We start from the raw sequence: 15,383 nt of genomic DNA on the forward strand, positions 1-15,383 counted from the left end.
GGGGCGGAATGACCAGCCGGAAGGCCATGGGCAGGAGTACGTGGCGATAGGTTTGCGGCAGCGTGAAGCCGAGGGCGAGGCCGGCGTTCTTCTGGCCGCGGGGCAGGCTGCTGATGCCGGAGCGGACCTGCTCGCAGACCCGCGCGCTGGTGAAGAAGCCCAGGCACACCATGGCCGACACGAATTGCTGGGTGACGGGGTTGAGATCCTGCTTGAAGCGATCCCCCAGTCCGAAGGGGAGCAGCTCCGGCAGCACGAAGTACCAGATGAAGAGTTGCACCAGCAGCGGGATGTTGCGAAAGACCTCGACGTAGGCCGCGGCGATGCCGGAAAGGCCCTTGTGGGGCACGGTGCGCAGTACGCCCATCAGGCTGCCCAGGGCCAGGGCGATGACCCAGGCCGACAGGGACAGCAGGATGGTGGTCTGCAGGCCGGACAGCATCCAGCCCAGATAGCTGCTGTCACCGGAGGCGGCGGGGCTCAGGAAGATGCCCCAGTTCCATTGGTAACTCATGCTTGTTCCTTTTCTTGTAGGGGCAACCTGTAGGGGCGACTTCAGTCGCCCATCCGTGCCTAATGCCAGGCGCCGCTCGTTAATCGAAGTCTGCGGGCGGCTGAATCCGCCCCTACAGGCCCCAGCACACCCGTGCGATCAATACTCCATGAACATCCGCTGCAGTTCCTTGCTGTCCTGGGTCCGGGTCAGGGCCACGGCGGCGAGGATGCGGGCCTTCTGGGGGTTGAGATCGTGGGACACCACCCAGTCGTACTTGTCGTCGGGCTGCTCGGCGTTGCGCAGCACGAAGCCGCCACCCACCACGCGGGACGAGCGGATGATCTGCACGCCCTTGCCGCGCAGTTCCTGCAGGGACGGCACCACCGCGCCGCTGACCGAACCGTTGCCGGTGCCGGCATGGATCACCGCCCGGGCGCCGCCTTCGGCGAAGGCTTTGTAGGCGGTGGGGCTGGCGTTGCCGTAGCCGTAGGCGATATCCACCGGGGCCAGCTTGTCGAGGCTGTCGATGTCGAACTCGCTGGCGGTGGTGTGGCGCTTGGCCGGGGTGCGGAACCAGTAGGTCTTGCCCTCGACGATCATGCCCAGCGGGCCCCAGGGGCTCTTGAAGGCTTCGGTCTTGATGTTGACCGCCTTGCTCACGTCGCGGCCGGTGTGGATCTCGTCGTTCATGGTGACGAGCACGCCCTTGCCGGCGGCGTCCTTGCTGCCGGCCACGGCCACGGCGTTGTACAGGTTGAGCATGCCGTCGGCGGACATGGCGGTGCCCGGGCGCATGGAGCCCACCACCACCACCGGCTTGCTGGTCTTGAGCACCAGGTTGAGGAAGAAGGCGGTCTCTTCCAGGGTGTCGGTGCCGTGGGTGATGACGATGCCGTCCACGTCGGCCTGGCGGGCCAGGGCGGCGACGCGCTTGCCCAGGGTGATCAGGTGTTCGTTGGTGAAGCTCTCGGAGGCGATCTGGAAGACCTGGTCGCCGCGCACCTCGGCCAGGTTCTTGAGTTCGGGTACGCCGGCGATGAGCTTGTCCACCGGCACCTTGGCGGCCTGGTAAGAGGCGCTGTTGGCTACGCTGGCGCCAGCGCCGGCAATGGTGCCGCCGGTGGCCAGGATGACCACGCGGGGCTTGTCGGCGGCGTGGGCGGCGAGGCTGCCGGCAAACCCGGCGGCGAGCAGACAGGAGAGGGCGATGGGGCGGAGGCTGAAGACGGTCATGATCGGATTCCTTTGCAAGTGTGGGGGTTGGGGCGATCAGAAGTTGTGGCGGATGCCGAGGGCGACAGAGCTGTTGTCCAGGCCGGGGGCGGTGCCGAGGAAGCTGTAGGCACCGCCGCCGCCGGTGCGCCTGGCGGCGTCGTTGTCGATCTTGGTGTAGTAGGTATAGAGCTTGGTGCGCTTGGACAGGTTGTAGTTGTAGGCCAGGGTGTATTGGGCGGCGGCGGTGTCGTTGGTGCCGCTGTAGTCGCCGGCGCGGCCGTAGTTGGCGTGGAACTCATGGGGCCCCATCGGCACCATGGCCGAGACGCGCCAGTAGTTGCGGGTCATGTCTTCGGTGAGGGTGCTGCGCTTGGAGCGTTCGAACAGGCCGCCGACCACCACCGGGCCGAAGTTGTAGGCGCCGCCGGCGGTCACCGCGCGGTCGTTGTTGAAGCGCACGCTGGCGCCGGTGCTGTCCAGGTTGGTGGTGTTCTGGGTGGAGGCGTAGCTGACGGCGGCATGCAGCGGGCCGGCGTCGTAGCTGGTCACCAGGCCCAGGTTGTGGGGCGTGCGGGCGGAACCGCTGGCGGCGGGCTCTTCGGCCAGCAGGGCGTAGGTGGCGTCGAAGGTGAAGCCGCCGAGCTTGGGGCTGGTGTACCAGATCTGGTTGTTCATGCGCCCGCCGGCGGCATTGGAGTTGCCGAAGATGGCCGACGACAGCAGCGCGTCCGACGAGGTGCCGGTGTCGTGGTTGTGCATGCTGATGTAGTCGTACAGGGCGTAGTAGATGGGGCCGAGGGAGCGGCCCAGGCGCAGGGTGCCCTGCTGGGTGCGCAGGCCGACCCAGGTGTCGCGCGTGGCCAGGGCGGTGCCGGCGTCGTTGCCATCGACGCGGATGCGGCTCTCGATCTGGTAGATCACGGCCATGCCGCCGCCCAGGTCTTCGGTGCCGCGGAAGCCGATGCGGGAGGCGTTGTCATTGACCATGGTGCGGGAGTGGCCGCCGGAGACGCTGACGTTTTCGAAGGTGGCGTTGAGGCGGCCGTAGATCACCACGCCGTCATCGGCGAGGGCCGGCAGGCTGGCCAGGGCGGAGAGGGTGGCCGCGGCGGCCAGGCTGAGGTGCTGAACGGTCTTCTTCATGATCTTGTTGGTCTCGTGCAAGTGGATGGGGAGGGAGTGCGGGGAGCGGAGCGCGACTTACTCAAAGGCCTTGTCGTTGGGGGCCTTGAACAGCTTGAGCATGGCGTCGGAGGGGGGGAAGTTGAGGTTCAGGCCCTTGGGGGGGATGGGCTGGGTGAACCACTTCTTGTAGATGGCCTCGGCCTCGCCGGAGGTCATGGTCTTGGCGATGGCGGCATCGACGATCTTCTTGAAGGCGGGGTCGTCCTTGCGCAGCATGCAGCCGTAGGCTTCGAAGCTCTGGGGCGTGCCGGTGACGGTCCAGTCGGCCGGGCGCTTGGCCTTGGCGAGTTCGCCGTAGAGGAGGGCGTCGTCCATCATGAAGGCGACGGCACGGCCGGTTTCGAGGGTGAGGAAGGATTCGCCGTGGTCCTTGGCGGAGATGATGCGCATGCCGAGGCTCTTCTCCTCGTTCATCTTGCGGATCAGCCGCTCGGAGGTGGTGCCGGCGGTGGTGACCACGTTCTTGCCGGCGAGGTCGGCAAAGTCCTTCACGCCGGAGTCCTTCTTGGTCATCAGGCGGGTGCCGATGATGAAGAGGGTGTTGGAGAAGGCGACCTGGCGGGCGCGCTCGGCGTTGTGGGTGGTGGAGCCGCACTCGATGTCGACGGTGCCGTTCTGGATCAGGGGGATGCGGTTCTGGGAAGTGACCGGGGTGAGCTTGACGGCGAGGGTGGGGAGCTTGAGCTCGGCCTTGACGGCGTCGACGACCTTGAGCATGAACTCCTGGGAGTAGCCGACGACCTGCTGCTTGTCGTCGTAGTAGGAGAAGGGGATGGAGGATTCCCGGTGCCCCAGGGAGATGGTGCCGCTGCTCTTGATCTTGGCCAGGGTCGGAGATTCCTGGGCCAGCACGGGCTGGGCGAGGAGGGCGGTGGCGATACAGGTGGCGGCGAGCTGGAACGAAGTACGCATGGTTCGGTTCTCCTGCTGGGGTTGAGGGTCCGTCGGCGACCGGGCCGCCGGGTGTCCTTTCCATTGCAGGGGGCGTGCCAGCCCGAAAGGCGCCGGGCCATGTTTGCAAGCCGTTGATTTTTAATGGATGGATTCCGCCGTGTGGTGGCGGACGTTCGGATTTCCGGATACACCTCCGGCGAGGCGCGCGGAAATCCGCACGCTTTCCCGAACGGGTCCGGTGCCCGGGGCTGGTAAAATGCGCCATTCAGCCCTTCGCCCTGTGGACCGACACGCCATGACGCTTACCCTCACCCGCCCCGATGACTGGCACCTGCATGTGCGCGACGGCGCCGCCCTGGCCGCCGTGGTGCCCGACACCGCCCGCCGCTTCGGCCGTGCCCTGATCATGCCCAACCTCAAGCCCCCCGTGACCACGGTGGAGCAGGCGGCAGCCTATCGGGCGCGCATCCAGGCAGCGGTGCCGGCCGGGCTCAAGTTCGACCCGCTCATGACGTTGTATCTCACCGACACCCTCAGTCCTGAAGAGATCGACAAGGCCGCAGCCAGCGGCTTCATCCCCGCCGCCAAGCTCTACCCGGCGGGCGCAACGACCAATTCGGACGCGGGCGTCACCGACATCGCCAGGATCTATCCCGTTCTCGAACGGATGGCGGAAAAGGGCGTAGCCCTGTGTGTTCATGGAGAGGTGACCCATGCTGACGTGGATATCTTTGATCGCGAGCGTGTCTTTATCGATCGCGTACTGGCGCCGCTTGCAGCGCGCTACCCGGCCCTGCGCATTGTCTTCGAGCACATCACCACGGCCGAGGCGGCGCAGTTCGTGACCGAGGCGGGCCCCAACGTGGGGGCCACCATCACGGCTCATCACCTGCTGATGAACCGCAACGCCATCTTTGCCGGCGGTATCCGGCCCCATCACTACTGCCTGCCGGTGCTCAAGCGCGAGACCCACCGGGAGGCCCTGATGAAGGCCGCCACCTCGGGCAGCAACAAGTTCTTCCTGGGCACCGATTCGGCCCCCCACGCCAAAACCACCAAGGAAGCCGCCTGCGGTTGTGCCGGTTGCTACACCGCCCACGCCGGCATCGAGCTCTATGCCGAAGCCTTCGATCAGGCCGGCGCCCTCGACAAGCTCGAGGCCTTTGCCAGCTTCAACGGCCCCGATTTCTACCGCCTGCCCCGCAACGCCGACACCATCACCCTGGTGAAGGAGAGCTGGGACGTGCCCGCCGGCCTCGACTACCTGCCCGGCGACCCGCTGGTGCCCCTGCGCGGCGGCGAACAGATTCACTGGAAGCTGGCCTGACCTCCGTCCCCACCATGTCACCCAAGCTCAAGCCCCTCCTGCTCCTGCTGGCCCTGCCCGTGCTCGCTGCCTGCGAGTACGAGGGCGCGGCCTTCATCGTCAATGGCAACAAGGACGAGAACATCAGCCTGGTGCGCGAGCAGCGCTGGTTCTGGAGCAGCGAGGTGGAGCAGGCCGTGGTCGTGTCGCGCATGCCCACCTGCATGCGCCGCCATGACATCAAGTCCGGCGTGGCCGGCAGCGTGAAGATGGAAGTCTTCGAGGCCGGCAGCAATCTGTGGGCGCTCAAGCAGGGCAAGAACTGGTACCTGGCGAGCACCGAAAAGTGCGAGTTCCAGCGCTGGGCCGAACCTCCCGACGAGCCCCCCGGCCGCCTGGTAGGTACTTTCAGCCGCAAGAACGACAAGCTCGAATTCATCCCCGCCGACAAACCCGCCAAGCCCATCCGCCAGGCGGAGGAGTGATCTGCCTGCGGTATGGGCGTGCCGTTGATCCAGCGGACGCTGCCTGAATGAGCCTGTCCATGCCGGGCACCCACGGCGATTCCCCCGCCGCCTACGCCCACCGCCCCCTCTTCGAACCCATCGCCCACCTGCTGTCCGGATTTCCGGATGGCCTGCCCGACGCGGCGGCGCTGACCGGCTGCCTGCGCGTCCACGCCCCTGGCGCGGTGAGCGGTTCGGGGCATCCCCTGCGCTTCGTCCTGCCCCCCGAGGGGCTCGATGCCTACGAGCAGCACATCCACGCCACCGGCCACGTCCCCACCCGGCCCGGTGACTGGCACGACTTCTTCAATGCCCTGGCCTGGTGTGTGTGGCCCCGGGCCAAGGCCGCCTGCAACGCCCTGCACCTGCGGGAGCAGGCGGCGCGGGCCCAGGCCGGCCTGCCCGGCCGCGGCCCGCTGCGCGATGCCCTGACCCAGTTCGACGAATGCGGCGTGCTGGTGGTGTCCACCGACCCGCACATCCCGGCGCTACTGGCGGCCCACGCCTGGGAGGAGGCCTTCTGGACGCACCGCGCCCGTCTGCTGGAGAGCACCCGCTTCCTGGCGTTGGGTCACGGCAGCTGGGACCAGCTCCGTCAGCCCTTCTTCGGCCTGTGCGCCAAGGCCCTCTACCGGGTGGTGGATGACGGCTGGCTGGCCTTGCCCGCCGCCGCGCAGCAGGCCGATGCCGATGCCTGGCTGGCCGCCCGTCTGCTGGACCCGCTCCAGGCCTTCGGCAAGGCCGGCCTGGCGCCGCTGCCGCTCCTCGGCATCCCCGGGGTGACGCCCGACAACGCCTGTGCCGACTACTACCGGGACACCCGCCAGTTCCGCCCGCCGCGTGGCATCCATCGCAAAGTCTTGCACGCGGGGCTGTGATCGCCCCCCCGATTTGAAGGAAAATAGCGGGCTTGCCGGATGCCGCCCGGGTGAAGCCCGCCGCGCCGGCCCCCGAATTCATCCTTCAGGAACCCGCCATGCTGCAGAAACTCTCCACCTTCCCCGGCGTCACCGGCCCGGTTGTCGTCATCGTCATGGATGGCTACGGCATCCCCAAGAACGACGCCGGCAGCGCCATCGCCGCCGCCCGCAAGCCGACCCTGGATGCGCTGTTTGCCGAATGCCCGCATATCACCCTGCGCGCCCACGGCACCGCGGTGGGCATGCCGTCCGATGACGACATGGGCAACTCGGAGGTGGGCCACAACGCTATCGGCGCCGGCCAGGTTTACAGCCAGGGCGCCGCGCTGGTGGCCAATGCCATCGCCGACGGCGCCATCTGGGCCGGCGACGCATGGAAGGAGATCGTGGCGGGGGCCAAAGCAGGCGCGAACGGCAAGGAAGGCGTGATCCACTTCATCGGCCTGTTCTCCGACGGCAATGTGCACAGCCACATCGACCACCTCAAGGCCATGGTCGCCCAAGCCAAGGCGGAAGGCATCCGCACCGTGCGCATCCACGCCCTGCTCGACGGCCGCGACGTGCCCGAGACCAGCGCCCTGGAATACGTGGTGCCCTTCGAGGCCTTCCTGAAGGACATCAGCAGCGATGGCTTCGACGCCCGCATCGCCTCGGGCGGCGGCCGCCAGTTCATCACCATGGACCGCTACGACGCCAACTGGCCGATGGTGGAGAAGGGCTGGAAGACCCACGTGCTGGGCGAGGGCCCCCAGTTCGCCAACGCCACCGATGCCGTCAATGGCCTGCGCCAGCACCACCCCGGCACCATCGACCAGGACCTCCCCGAATTCATCATCGCCGACGGCGGCAAGCCCATCGGTACCATCGAGGACGGGGATGCGGTGGTGTTCTTCAACTTCCGTGGCGACCGGGCCATCGAGATCACCCGCGCCTTCGTCGAAGACCGCTTCGACAAGTTCGACCGGGTCCGTGCCCCCAAAGTGACCTTTGCCGGCATGCTCCAGTACGACGGCGACCTGCAGCTGCCCAAGCGCTTCCTGGTGGCCCCGCCGGCCATCAAGGACACCTCCGGCGAGTGGTTCAGCAAGGCCGGGCTGGCCCAGTTTGCCTGCTCCGAAACCCAGAAGTTCGGCCACGTCACCTACTTCTGGAACGGCAACCGCTCCGGCAAGTTCGAGGGTGAAACCTGGCAGGAAGTCCCCAGCGACGTGGTGCCCTTCGAGCAGCGCCCGTGGATGAAGGCCGCCGAGATCGCCGACGCCATGATCGCCGCCGTCCAGTCGGGCCAGTACAAGCTCCTGCGCTGCAACTTCGCCAACGGCGACATGGTGGGCCACACCGGCAACTTCCGCGCCGCCACCATGGCCGTCGAGGCCGTGGACCTGGCCCTGGCGCGCCTGCTGCCGGCCATCGAGGCCGCCGGCGGGGTGGCCCTGATCACCGCCGACCATGGCAACGCCGACGAGATGTTCGAGCTCGACAAGAAGACCAAGCAACCGTCCCTTAACAAGGATGGCAGCTTCAAGGCCAAGACCGCCCACACCCTCAACCCGGTGCCCCTGGCGCTCTTCGACAAGGTGAGCGGCGGCAGGCTGGGCCTGCGCCAGACCGACGCCGCCGGCCTGTCGAACATCGCCGCCACGGTGGCCAACCTGGTGGGCCTGGAAAAGCACGCCTGCTGGGACGACAGCCTGCTCGAGATCCGTCAGCCCTGAAAGCGCCCGGTTGACTTGCCCTGCCCGGCTCAGGGCAAGGGGCATCCCGGGCTTCCTCCCCCACCCCGGCTCCCGGTGGTGGGGCATTATTTCGCTCTCCCCGGCTTCCGGCGCTTGACCCGCAAGGGGACGCACCGAATACTCGTCGGCAAATTCGGCTGCCGTTCCGGCTAAACGAACCCCGGTTACTCCCATGCGTCTGCCCTCATCCCTGCGCACCTTGCTCGAACACGACGTGACCCCCGCCGCCGATGCCCAGGCGGCCGCACGGCGCAGCAACCGGCGGCGCCTGCAGGTGTTTGCCGTGGTCTTCCTGATCGTGCTGATCCCCGGCCTGCTGTGGAATTTCCTGCGCCCTGCCGAGTTCCGTGCCACGGCCAGGGTGCAGATCATGCCGGGCAGCACCGAGCCCCGGCCGGGGGCCGCCCCCCTGGCGCTGGGAGGCGGCAGTGGTGGCAGCGAGATCCCGCGCAGTGCGTCCGAGCTGCTGACCCAGGTCCAGGTACTCACCAGTCGCCCCCTCCTCGAGAAAGTGGGGGCCGCCCTGGCCCGTGAGGGCGAGCCCCTGCCCGGAGGCGATCCGGCGGCACGGCTGCGGGAGATGATCAGCGCCGAGGCCGTTGAGGGCACCGAGGTGGTGGAACTGCAGGCCACCGGCACCCGGCCCCGACAACTGGCTGCCGCCCTCAACACCCTCGTGGACATCTACCGGGAGGACATGAAGGCCTCCTACGGCACCGCCGCCGGTGAAGGCCTGGCCCAGGCCCGCCAGGAGGCGGAGCGTCTGGCGGCTGTCGTGCAGACCCGGCGCCAGCGCCTGGATGCCTTCCGCAACTCCACCGGTGTGCTCTCGCCGGAGCGGGAGGAGAACGAGGCCGTAGCCCGCATCAAGGGTCTGACCACCTCCCTCAACGCCGCCACCGAGAAGCTCGCCGTGGCCGAAGCGCGCTTCAAGTCCATGCAGGCCGGTGGGCGGGGTGCTGCCGCCGGCGCCGATGACCCGACCCTGGCCAACATGGAGGCCCGTGCCTCCCAGATTGCCGAAGAGATCCGCCAGATGGAGCGGACCTACACCCCCGAGTTCATGCGCATGGACCCCCGCGCCAAGTCCCTGCAGATCCGCCTGACCGAGATGGAGCGCCAGATCGAGGCCCAGCGCGCCACCAGCCGGCAGGCCGCCCTGGGCGCCGCCCAGGATGAAGTGGCCACCGCCCGGGCCACGGCGGAGCGCCTGCAGGGCGAGATCCGTGCCCAGCGTTCGACCATGCAGGACTTCTCCCAGCGTTTCACCCAAGCCAAGTCCCTCGAGGACGATCTGGCCCAGATCGAGAAGGCCAGCCGCGAAGCCCAGGAGCGCCTGGCCAAGCTGGAGGCCAGCGAGCAGAGCCGCCTGCCCGCCCTCAAGCTCGTGGAGGCCGCCAGCCTGCCCGGCACCCCCTTCCGCCCCGATTACCTGCTCGACGCCCTGATCGTCCTCGGTGCGGCCTTCGGCCTCGGCCTGGCGGCCATCTGGTTCGTCGAGATCTTCAATCGCCAGGTGCCGCTCCAGACGCCCGCATCCACCACCCTGATCATGCCCCCGCCGTGGGCCGGCATGCCGGGCTCCGGTGGTGCCGCGCCGCTGCTGTCCGAGCCCCCGGTCGGCCTGGTTCCCGGTGCTGCCTCGGCCGGCCTGCTGGCGTCCGCGCCCCGGCCTCCCCGAGAGCTCGCCCAGGAAGAAGTGGTGGATCTGCTTGCCGCATCGGCCGGCGAAGGGCGTTTCGTGCTGGGCCTGTTGCTCATGGGGCTCTCCACGGATGAAGCCGCAGCCCTGCGGCAGAGCGATTTCGATGGTACCAGCGGTGTGCTGCAGGTGGCCGGAAACGCTTCCCGCAGCCTGAAGGCCCCCGCCTGGATGGGCGATTGCCGGCCCTCATCCATCGGTGGCATGGACGCTCCCCTGCTGCAGGATGCCGCGGGCGCCCGCCTGCGCCCCGAGGACATCCAGTCCATCCTGGCCTGCGCCGCCTTCGACGCCGGCCTGAGCAGCGCCGGTGGGGTGACCGCCGAGGTGCTGCGCCACACCTGCATCGCCTGGCTCGTCCGCCAGGGCCTGCGTTTCTCCGAGCTCGGCAAGCTCGTCGGCCGCCCCAGCCCCGAAGCCCTGGCCCTCTACGCCGCCATGGCCCCCGAAGGCCCCAAGCTCAGCGCCACCGAGATCGACCCCCTGATGCCGGCACTGCGGGCGATGTAGGGCGACGACAAGGAAGGGCCGTGGGGTAGTACGCATCCATCGACCTCGGGCTTAGCGTTAAGTGCGCTTGGACACATGGCATGGATTGGCTAGAGTGATCGGTATGGCACCTACAGTTGTTCGTGATGGACCGTTCAGGCTGTTTTTCTTTTCCCGTGAGGAGCCGCGCATCCATGTGCACGTCGCACATCCCGACGGTGAGGCTAAATTCTGGCTTACGCCGACGGTTTGCCTGGCAACATCTACCGGCCTGACTCCTCGTCAGATCACGGAGGCGGACGCTGTCGTCAATGCACACATCAAGGAAATAGAAGATGCCTGGAATCACCACTTCGGCAGTTGAAGTCACCAATATTTCCCGATATGGCTTCTGGGTTCTTCTTGACGAAGAGGAACTCCTGCTTTCGTTTGAGCAGTTCCCGTGGTTCAAGCAGGCTACGGTTGGTCAAATCACCCATGTCGAGCGACCTGCTCCCGACCATCTCTATTGGCCCAGCTTGGATGTTGATCTTTCTGTGGCTTCCATTCGCCGGCCTGACGATTTTCCGCTCGTGTCTCGTGGGTGAAGAAGTAGAGGGGCTCCTTTGCAGTGGCTAGCGCTGCCGAGGATGTCTTGACGCCCCTGATTGCGTCTATTGTCTGGCTTTGATGTAAAGCTGCCTGGCTGCGCTTCCGGGGGCACTGCGTTCTTCGGTAGTGAAGAGGTCTGAGTGTCCGCGAATGAGGTCTGATAGTTTCTTGAACCCGTAAAGCCGGGAGTCGAAGTCGGGCTGGATCTTCTGGAGGTAGCTGCCGAATGTGCCAAGGTGGGCCCATCCATGGTCGTCGCTGGATTTTTCGAGGGCCTCCATCAGAAACTCTTTCGGGAATGCTGGCAGATGGATTTCACCTACAGGAGCGAGGCTGGTTCCGGACTGCTGTTGGGGTGGCGCTTCAGGTTCGGTCTTGTTCTTCTCGCTGCCAGGCTCAATAGGCTTTCTCAGAACCTCCGTGAATACAAACTTGTGACATGCATTGCGGAAGGCTTCGGGCGTCTTTTGCTCGCCAAAACCGTAAACGACCAGACCTTCCTCGCGAAGACGAACAGCCAGACCGGTGAAGTCGCTGTCGCTGGTGACCAAGCAATATCCATCAAATCTGCGGGTGTATAGAAGATCCATTGCGTCGATGATCATCGTGCTGTCGGTCGCATTCTTGCCCGTTGTATAGGCGAACTGCTGAACAGGTTTGATGGAGTGACGATTGAGAACTTTCTTCCAGGATGAACTCGACGGAGAGGTGAAGTCACCGTAGATGCGCCTGACGGTTGCTTCACCGAAACGAGCGACTTCTTCCAGCAGTGCTTCAATCACTGCTGCCTGAGCGTTGTCTGCGTCGATTAGGACGGCGAGTCGCTTGGCAGGCTCTTCGGCTTCAACACGGACGATGGTCTTGGGTTGCATACAGAATTCCACGAGATTTTTTTGTGCTACGAGCATAGCTGACGGGCTCGAGGCTGTCCGCTTTCTTTAGCTTCCCGGAGCTGAGGGTTACAGGGAAAGTGACTTTGCCCCCCGTCTCTCGTCAAAATGTTATCCAGCTCTGAAAACGAAAGGGGGCCGAAGCCCCCTTAGTCATTCCTGTTGCTGCGAACCCCGGATTACTGGTTCTTGAACTCGGCCTTGCGCTTCTCGACGAAGGCGGCCATGCCTTCTTTCTGGTCTTCGAGGGCGAAGGCGGAGTGGAAGACGCGGCGTTCGAAGAGCAGGCCTTCGTTGAGGCTGCTTTCGTAGGCGCGGTTCACCGATTCCTTGATCATCATGACCACCGGCAGGGAGAAGCCGGCGATGGTGGTGGCGGCCTTGAGGGTTTCTTCCAGCAGTTGCTCGGCGGGGATCACGCGGGCGACGAGGCCGGACTTTTCGGCCTCAAGGGCGTCCATCATGCGGGCGGTGAGGCACAGGTCCATGGCCTTGGCCTTGCCCACGGCACGGGGCAGGCGCTGGGTGCCGCCGGCGCCGGGGAGGATGCCCAGCTTGACTTCGGGCTGGCCGAACTTGGCCGTGTCGGCGGCGTAGATCATGTCGCAGCTCATGGCCAGCTCGCAGCCGCCACCCAGGGCGAAACCCGCCACGGCGGCGATGACCGGCTTGCGGCAGGTCTTCACGCGTTCCCAGTTGCGGGTGATGTAGTCGCCCTTGTAGGCGTCCATGTAGCTGAAGTTGGCCATCATGGTGATGTCGGCGCCGGCGGCGAAGGCCTTTTCGGAGCCGGTGATGACGATACAGCCGATGGCCTCGTCGGCCTCGAAGGCGTTGAGGGCCAGGCCCAGTTCGTCCACCAGGGCGTCGTTGAGGGCGTTGAGGGCCTTCGGACGGTTGAGGGTGATGAGGCCGACCTTGCCGCGGGTCTCGACGATGATGTTCTGGTATTCCATGCTTTCTCCTGTTGCTGCTGTTATTAGACGGCCCCCGCGCTGCGCAGCCGGGCTATCGCCTCGGGGGTGAAACCCCAGTCGGCGAGCACGTCCTCGCCGGTGGCACCGACGACGGGCGGGCGGGGCTGCGCGGGAATGCTGCGGCTGAAGCGGGGGGCCGGAGCCGGCTGCATGACGCCGCCAAGCTCGATGAAAGTGCCGCGAGCCCGATTGTGCGGGTGTTCGGGCGCTTCGTCCATGTCCAGCACCGGTGCGACGCAGGCGTCGCTGCCTTCGAGCAGGGCGCACCATGCGTCGCGCGTGCGGGTCTGCAGATGGGCGGCCAGGCGGGTCTTGAGCTCGGGCCAGCGGGCGCGGTCCCACTGCTGGCTGAAGTCCGGGTCGTCGAGGCCGGCTTTTTGCAGGAACAGGGTGTAGAACTGGGGTTCGATGGGGCCGATGGAGAGGTACTTGCCGTCGGCGCAGCGGTAGGTGTCGTAGAAGTGGGCGCCCCCGTCGAGCAGGTTGCTGCCGCGCTGCTGGGTCCATTGGCCCATGGCCTTGAGGGTGTACATCATGGTCATCAGCAGGGCCGAGCCGTCGGTCATGGCGGCATCCACCACCTGGCCCTGGCCGGAGGTGCGGGCCTCGGTGAGGGCGGCGAGCACGCCGACCACCAGCAGCATCGCGCCGCCGCCGCAGTCGGCCACCAGGTTGAGGGGCACCACCGGCTTGCCGCCGGGCTCGCCGATGGCGTGCAGGGCGCCGGACAGGGACAGGTAGTTGATGTCGTGGCCGGCAGCCTGGGCCAGCGGGCCGCTCTGGCCCCAGCCGGTCATGCGGCCATAGACGAGGCGCGGGTTGGCCTCGAGGCAGGTGTCGGGGCCCAGGCCGATGCGCTCCATCACACCGGGGCGGTAGCCTTCGACGAGGATGTCGGCGCCGGCCACCAGCTGTTTCGCGGCATCCAGCCCTTCAGGCTTCTTCAGGTCGAGGGTGACGACGCGGCGGGAGCGGTTGAGGATGTCGATCTTCGGGTCGAACAGATCGGAGGCCGGCTTGGCGCCAGGGGCCGGTTTGCGCTCGATGCGCACGACCTCGGCGCCCAGGTCGGCGAGGATCATGGCGGCCATCGGGCAGGGGCCGAGGGCGGCGAATTCGATGACTTTGATGCCGTGCAGGGGGCCCACACTTTCTCCTTTCACACCTATTGTTTTCGGTCCTGCAAATGCACCAAGAAGCTGTAAAGGGTACAGCGGGCGTAGTGAGCGGGCCGAGGTCGCGATGAGGAGCACAGCCGTACTTGAGTACGGCGAGCACCGCAATTGCGAGATCGACCCGCGCAGTAGCCCGATGTGCCCTTTACTCGGTGGCGATGCTGCGGCCGATGACCAGGCGCTGGATGTCGTTGGCGCCTTCGTAGATCTGGCTGATGCGCACGTCGCGGTAGATGCGCTCCACCGGGAAGTCGCTGGTGTAGCCCACGCCGCCGTGGATCTGGATGGCGTCGGAGGCGATCTTCTCGGCGGCTTCCGAGGCGAACATCTTGGCCATCGAGGCTTCCTTCAGGCAGGGCTTGCCGGCGTCCTTGAGCTGGGCGGCACGCCACACCATCAGGCGGGCGGCGTCGAGCAGGGTGTTCATGTCGGCCAGGCGGAAGTTGACGGCCTGGTGCTCGATGATGGGCACGCCGAAGGTCACACGTTCCTTGGCGTAGCGCACGGCGGCTTCGAAGGCGGCGCGGGCCATGCCGATGCTCTGGGCGGCGATGCCGATGCGGCCGGCTTCCAGGTTGGAGAGGGCGATCTTGTAGCCTTCGCCTTCCTTGCCGAGCAGCGCGCTGGCGGGCACGCGGCAGTTCTCGAGAATGATCTGCACGGTGTCGGAGGCGTGCTGGCCCATCTTGTCCTCGGTGCGGCCGACGATGAAGCCGGGGGTGCTGGTCGGGATCAGGAAGCAGGAGATGCCCTTCTTGCCGGCAGCCTTGTCGGTGACGGCGAAGACGATGGCCATGTGGGCGTGCTTGCCGGTGGTGATGAACTGCTTGACGCCGTTGAGCACGAAATCGTTGCCGTCACGGTCGGCGCGGGTGGTGATGGCTGCCGCATCCGAGCCGGTGTGGGGCTCGGTGAGGCAGAAGCAGCCCAGCTTCTCACCGCGGGCCAGGGGCTTCAGCCATTCCTCCTTCTGCTGGTCGGTGCCGTACTTCTGGGTGATGCCGCAGGCCAGGGAGTTCTGCACCGAGACGATGGTGGAAGTGGCGCCGTCGCCGGCGGCAATCTCTTCGAGGGTGAGCACCAGGCTCATGTAGTCCATGCCGGCGCCGTCCCACTCTTCGGGCACGCACATGCCCATGGCGCCCAGCTCGCCGAGCTCCTTGAGGGCCTGGGCGGGGAAGGTGTGGTGCTTGTCCCATTCGGCGGCGAAGGGGGCGAGGCGCTCCTGCGCGAAGGCGCGCATGGAGTCGCGGATCATTTCCTGTTCTTGGGTGAGGATCATGGTGTGGATTCCTGAATAT

General features: G+C 66.4%; 15 protein-coding genes. 7 read left to right on the plus strand and 8 right to left on the minus strand.

The window, feature by feature from the left end; genetic code table 11:
• The 4 genes from L6Q67_RS12605 to L6Q67_RS12620 all read right to left on the minus strand — a co-directional run.
• The coding region (locus L6Q67_RS12605; protein ID WP_296569815.1) for an amino acid ABC transporter permease at window positions 1-514 on the minus strand (514 nt) is incomplete at its 3' end.
• A 138-nt stretch (window positions 515-652) separates the two neighbouring features.
• Complete coding sequence (locus L6Q67_RS12610) at window positions 653-1,729, minus strand: asparaginase (RefSeq protein WP_296569817.1); 1,077 nt, start codon at window positions 1,727-1,729, stop codon at window positions 653-655.
• Window positions 1,730-1,765: 36 nt separating this feature from the next.
• Window positions 1,766-2,854 (minus strand): porin, encoded by a 1,089-nt coding sequence (locus L6Q67_RS12615; RefSeq protein WP_296569819.1) that lies wholly within the window; start codon window positions 2,852-2,854, stop codon window positions 1,766-1,768.
• Between the two features lie 57 nt (window positions 2,855-2,911).
• On the minus strand, window positions 2,912-3,808 hold the full coding sequence (locus L6Q67_RS12620) for a glutamate/aspartate ABC transporter substrate-binding protein (protein ID WP_296569821.1): 897 nt from the start codon (window positions 3,806-3,808) through the stop codon (window positions 2,912-2,914).
• A 277-nt stretch (window positions 3,809-4,085) separates the two neighbouring features.
• Here L6Q67_RS12620 and pyrC point away from each other — a divergent pair, with 277 nt between their 5' ends.
• From pyrC to L6Q67_RS12655, 7 genes are all read left to right on the plus strand, one after another.
• Entirely contained in the window at window positions 4,086-5,117 is a 1,032-nt protein-coding gene (gene pyrC / locus L6Q67_RS12625; RefSeq protein ID WP_296569823.1) for a dihydroorotase, read from the plus strand.
• 14 nt (window positions 5,118-5,131) lie between these two features.
• A complete protein-coding gene (locus tag L6Q67_RS12630; RefSeq protein WP_296569825.1) occupies window positions 5,132-5,581 on the plus strand; it encodes a hypothetical protein in 450 nt (149 codons plus the stop codon).
• Between the two features lie 47 nt (window positions 5,582-5,628).
• Window positions 5,629-6,480, plus strand: a complete 852-nt coding sequence (locus L6Q67_RS12635; protein ID WP_296569827.1) for a DUF3025 domain-containing protein — start codon at window positions 5,629-5,631, stop codon at window positions 6,478-6,480.
• A 98-nt stretch (window positions 6,481-6,578) separates the two neighbouring features.
• A complete protein-coding gene (gene gpmI, locus L6Q67_RS12640) occupies window positions 6,579-8,237 on the plus strand; it encodes a 2,3-bisphosphoglycerate-independent phosphoglycerate mutase (protein WP_296569829.1) in 1,659 nt (552 codons plus the stop codon).
• Window positions 8,238-8,430: 193 nt separating this feature from the next.
• Window positions 8,431-10,470 (plus strand): hypothetical protein, encoded by a 2,040-nt coding sequence (locus tag L6Q67_RS12645; RefSeq protein WP_296569831.1) that lies wholly within the window; start codon window positions 8,431-8,433, stop codon window positions 10,468-10,470.
• 103 nt (window positions 10,471-10,573) lie between these two features.
• Window positions 10,574-10,813 (plus strand): DUF4160 domain-containing protein, encoded by a 240-nt coding sequence (locus tag L6Q67_RS12650; RefSeq protein WP_296569833.1) that lies wholly within the window; start codon window positions 10,574-10,576, stop codon window positions 10,811-10,813.
• Window positions 10,785-11,036, plus strand: coding sequence for a DUF2442 domain-containing protein (locus L6Q67_RS12655; RefSeq protein ID WP_296569835.1), 252 nt, complete (start codon window positions 10,785-10,787; stop codon window positions 11,034-11,036). Before L6Q67_RS12650 ends, L6Q67_RS12655 begins: the two co-directional genes overlap by 29 nt.
• Window positions 11,037-11,102: 66 nt before the next feature.
• On the opposite strand, the gene L6Q67_RS12660 is transcribed toward L6Q67_RS12655, so the two are convergent.
• The 4 genes from L6Q67_RS12660 to L6Q67_RS12675 form a co-directional block, all read right to left on the minus strand.
• The gene (locus L6Q67_RS12660; protein WP_296569836.1) at window positions 11,103-11,912 is read right to left on the minus strand and encodes an NYN domain-containing protein; all 810 of its coding nucleotides are present in this window, start codon (window positions 11,910-11,912) and stop codon (window positions 11,103-11,105) included.
• Between the two features lie 197 nt (window positions 11,913-12,109).
• Window positions 12,110-12,886, minus strand: a complete 777-nt coding sequence (locus tag L6Q67_RS12665; protein WP_296569838.1) for an enoyl-CoA hydratase — start codon at window positions 12,884-12,886, stop codon at window positions 12,110-12,112.
• A gap of 23 nt (window positions 12,887-12,909) precedes the next feature.
• The gene (locus tag L6Q67_RS12670; RefSeq protein WP_296569839.1) at window positions 12,910-14,055 is read right to left on the minus strand and encodes a CaiB/BaiF CoA-transferase family protein; all 1,146 of its coding nucleotides are present in this window, start codon (window positions 14,053-14,055) and stop codon (window positions 12,910-12,912) included.
• Window positions 14,056-14,227: 172 nt separating this feature from the next.
• Window positions 14,228-15,364, minus strand: a complete 1,137-nt coding sequence (locus L6Q67_RS12675; RefSeq protein ID WP_296569841.1) for an acyl-CoA dehydrogenase family protein — start codon at window positions 15,362-15,364, stop codon at window positions 14,228-14,230.
• Between the last annotated feature and the right edge of the window lie 19 nt (window positions 15,365-15,383).

Source organism: Zoogloea sp., assembly GCF_023150065.1.
In the GTDB taxonomy this organism is placed as follows: domain Bacteria; phylum Pseudomonadota; class Gammaproteobacteria; order Burkholderiales; family Rhodocyclaceae; genus Zoogloea.

Bases quoted from the DNA above. Each gene is read 5' to 3' on its own strand.
- L6Q67_RS12620 (WP_296569821.1), bottom strand. From the start codon at position 3,808: ATGCGTACTTCGTTCCAGCTCGCCGCCACCTGTATCGCCACCGCCCTC.
- L6Q67_RS12665 (WP_296569838.1), bottom strand. From the start codon at position 12,886: ATGGAATACCAGAACATCATCGTCGAGACCCGCGGCAAGGTCGGCCTC.
- L6Q67_RS12635 (WP_296569827.1), top strand. From the start codon at position 5,629: ATGAGCCTGTCCATGCCGGGCACCCACGGCGATTCCCCCGCCGCCTAC.
- L6Q67_RS12660 (WP_296569836.1), bottom strand. From the start codon at position 11,912: ATGCAACCCAAGACCATCGTCCGTGTTGAAGCCGAAGAGCCTGCCAAG.
- L6Q67_RS12610 (WP_296569817.1), bottom strand. From the start codon at position 1,729: ATGACCGTCTTCAGCCTCCGCCCCATCGCCCTCTCCTGTCTGCTCGCC.
- L6Q67_RS12645 (WP_296569831.1), top strand. From the start codon at position 8,431: ATGCGTCTGCCCTCATCCCTGCGCACCTTGCTCGAACACGACGTGACC.
- gpmI (WP_296569829.1), top strand. From the start codon at position 6,579: ATGCTGCAGAAACTCTCCACCTTCCCCGGCGTCACCGGCCCGGTTGTC.
- L6Q67_RS12615 (WP_296569819.1), bottom strand. From the start codon at position 2,854: ATGAAGAAGACCGTTCAGCACCTCAGCCTGGCCGCCGCGGCCACCCTC.
- L6Q67_RS12655 (WP_296569835.1), top strand. From the start codon at position 10,785: ATGCCTGGAATCACCACTTCGGCAGTTGAAGTCACCAATATTTCCCGA.
- L6Q67_RS12675 (WP_296569841.1), bottom strand. From the start codon at position 15,364: ATGATCCTCACCCAAGAACAGGAAATGATCCGCGACTCCATGCGCGCC.
- pyrC (WP_296569823.1), top strand. From the start codon at position 4,086: ATGACGCTTACCCTCACCCGCCCCGATGACTGGCACCTGCATGTGCGC.
- L6Q67_RS12650 (WP_296569833.1), top strand. From the start codon at position 10,574: ATGGCACCTACAGTTGTTCGTGATGGACCGTTCAGGCTGTTTTTCTTT.
- L6Q67_RS12630 (WP_296569825.1), top strand. From the start codon at position 5,132: ATGTCACCCAAGCTCAAGCCCCTCCTGCTCCTGCTGGCCCTGCCCGTG.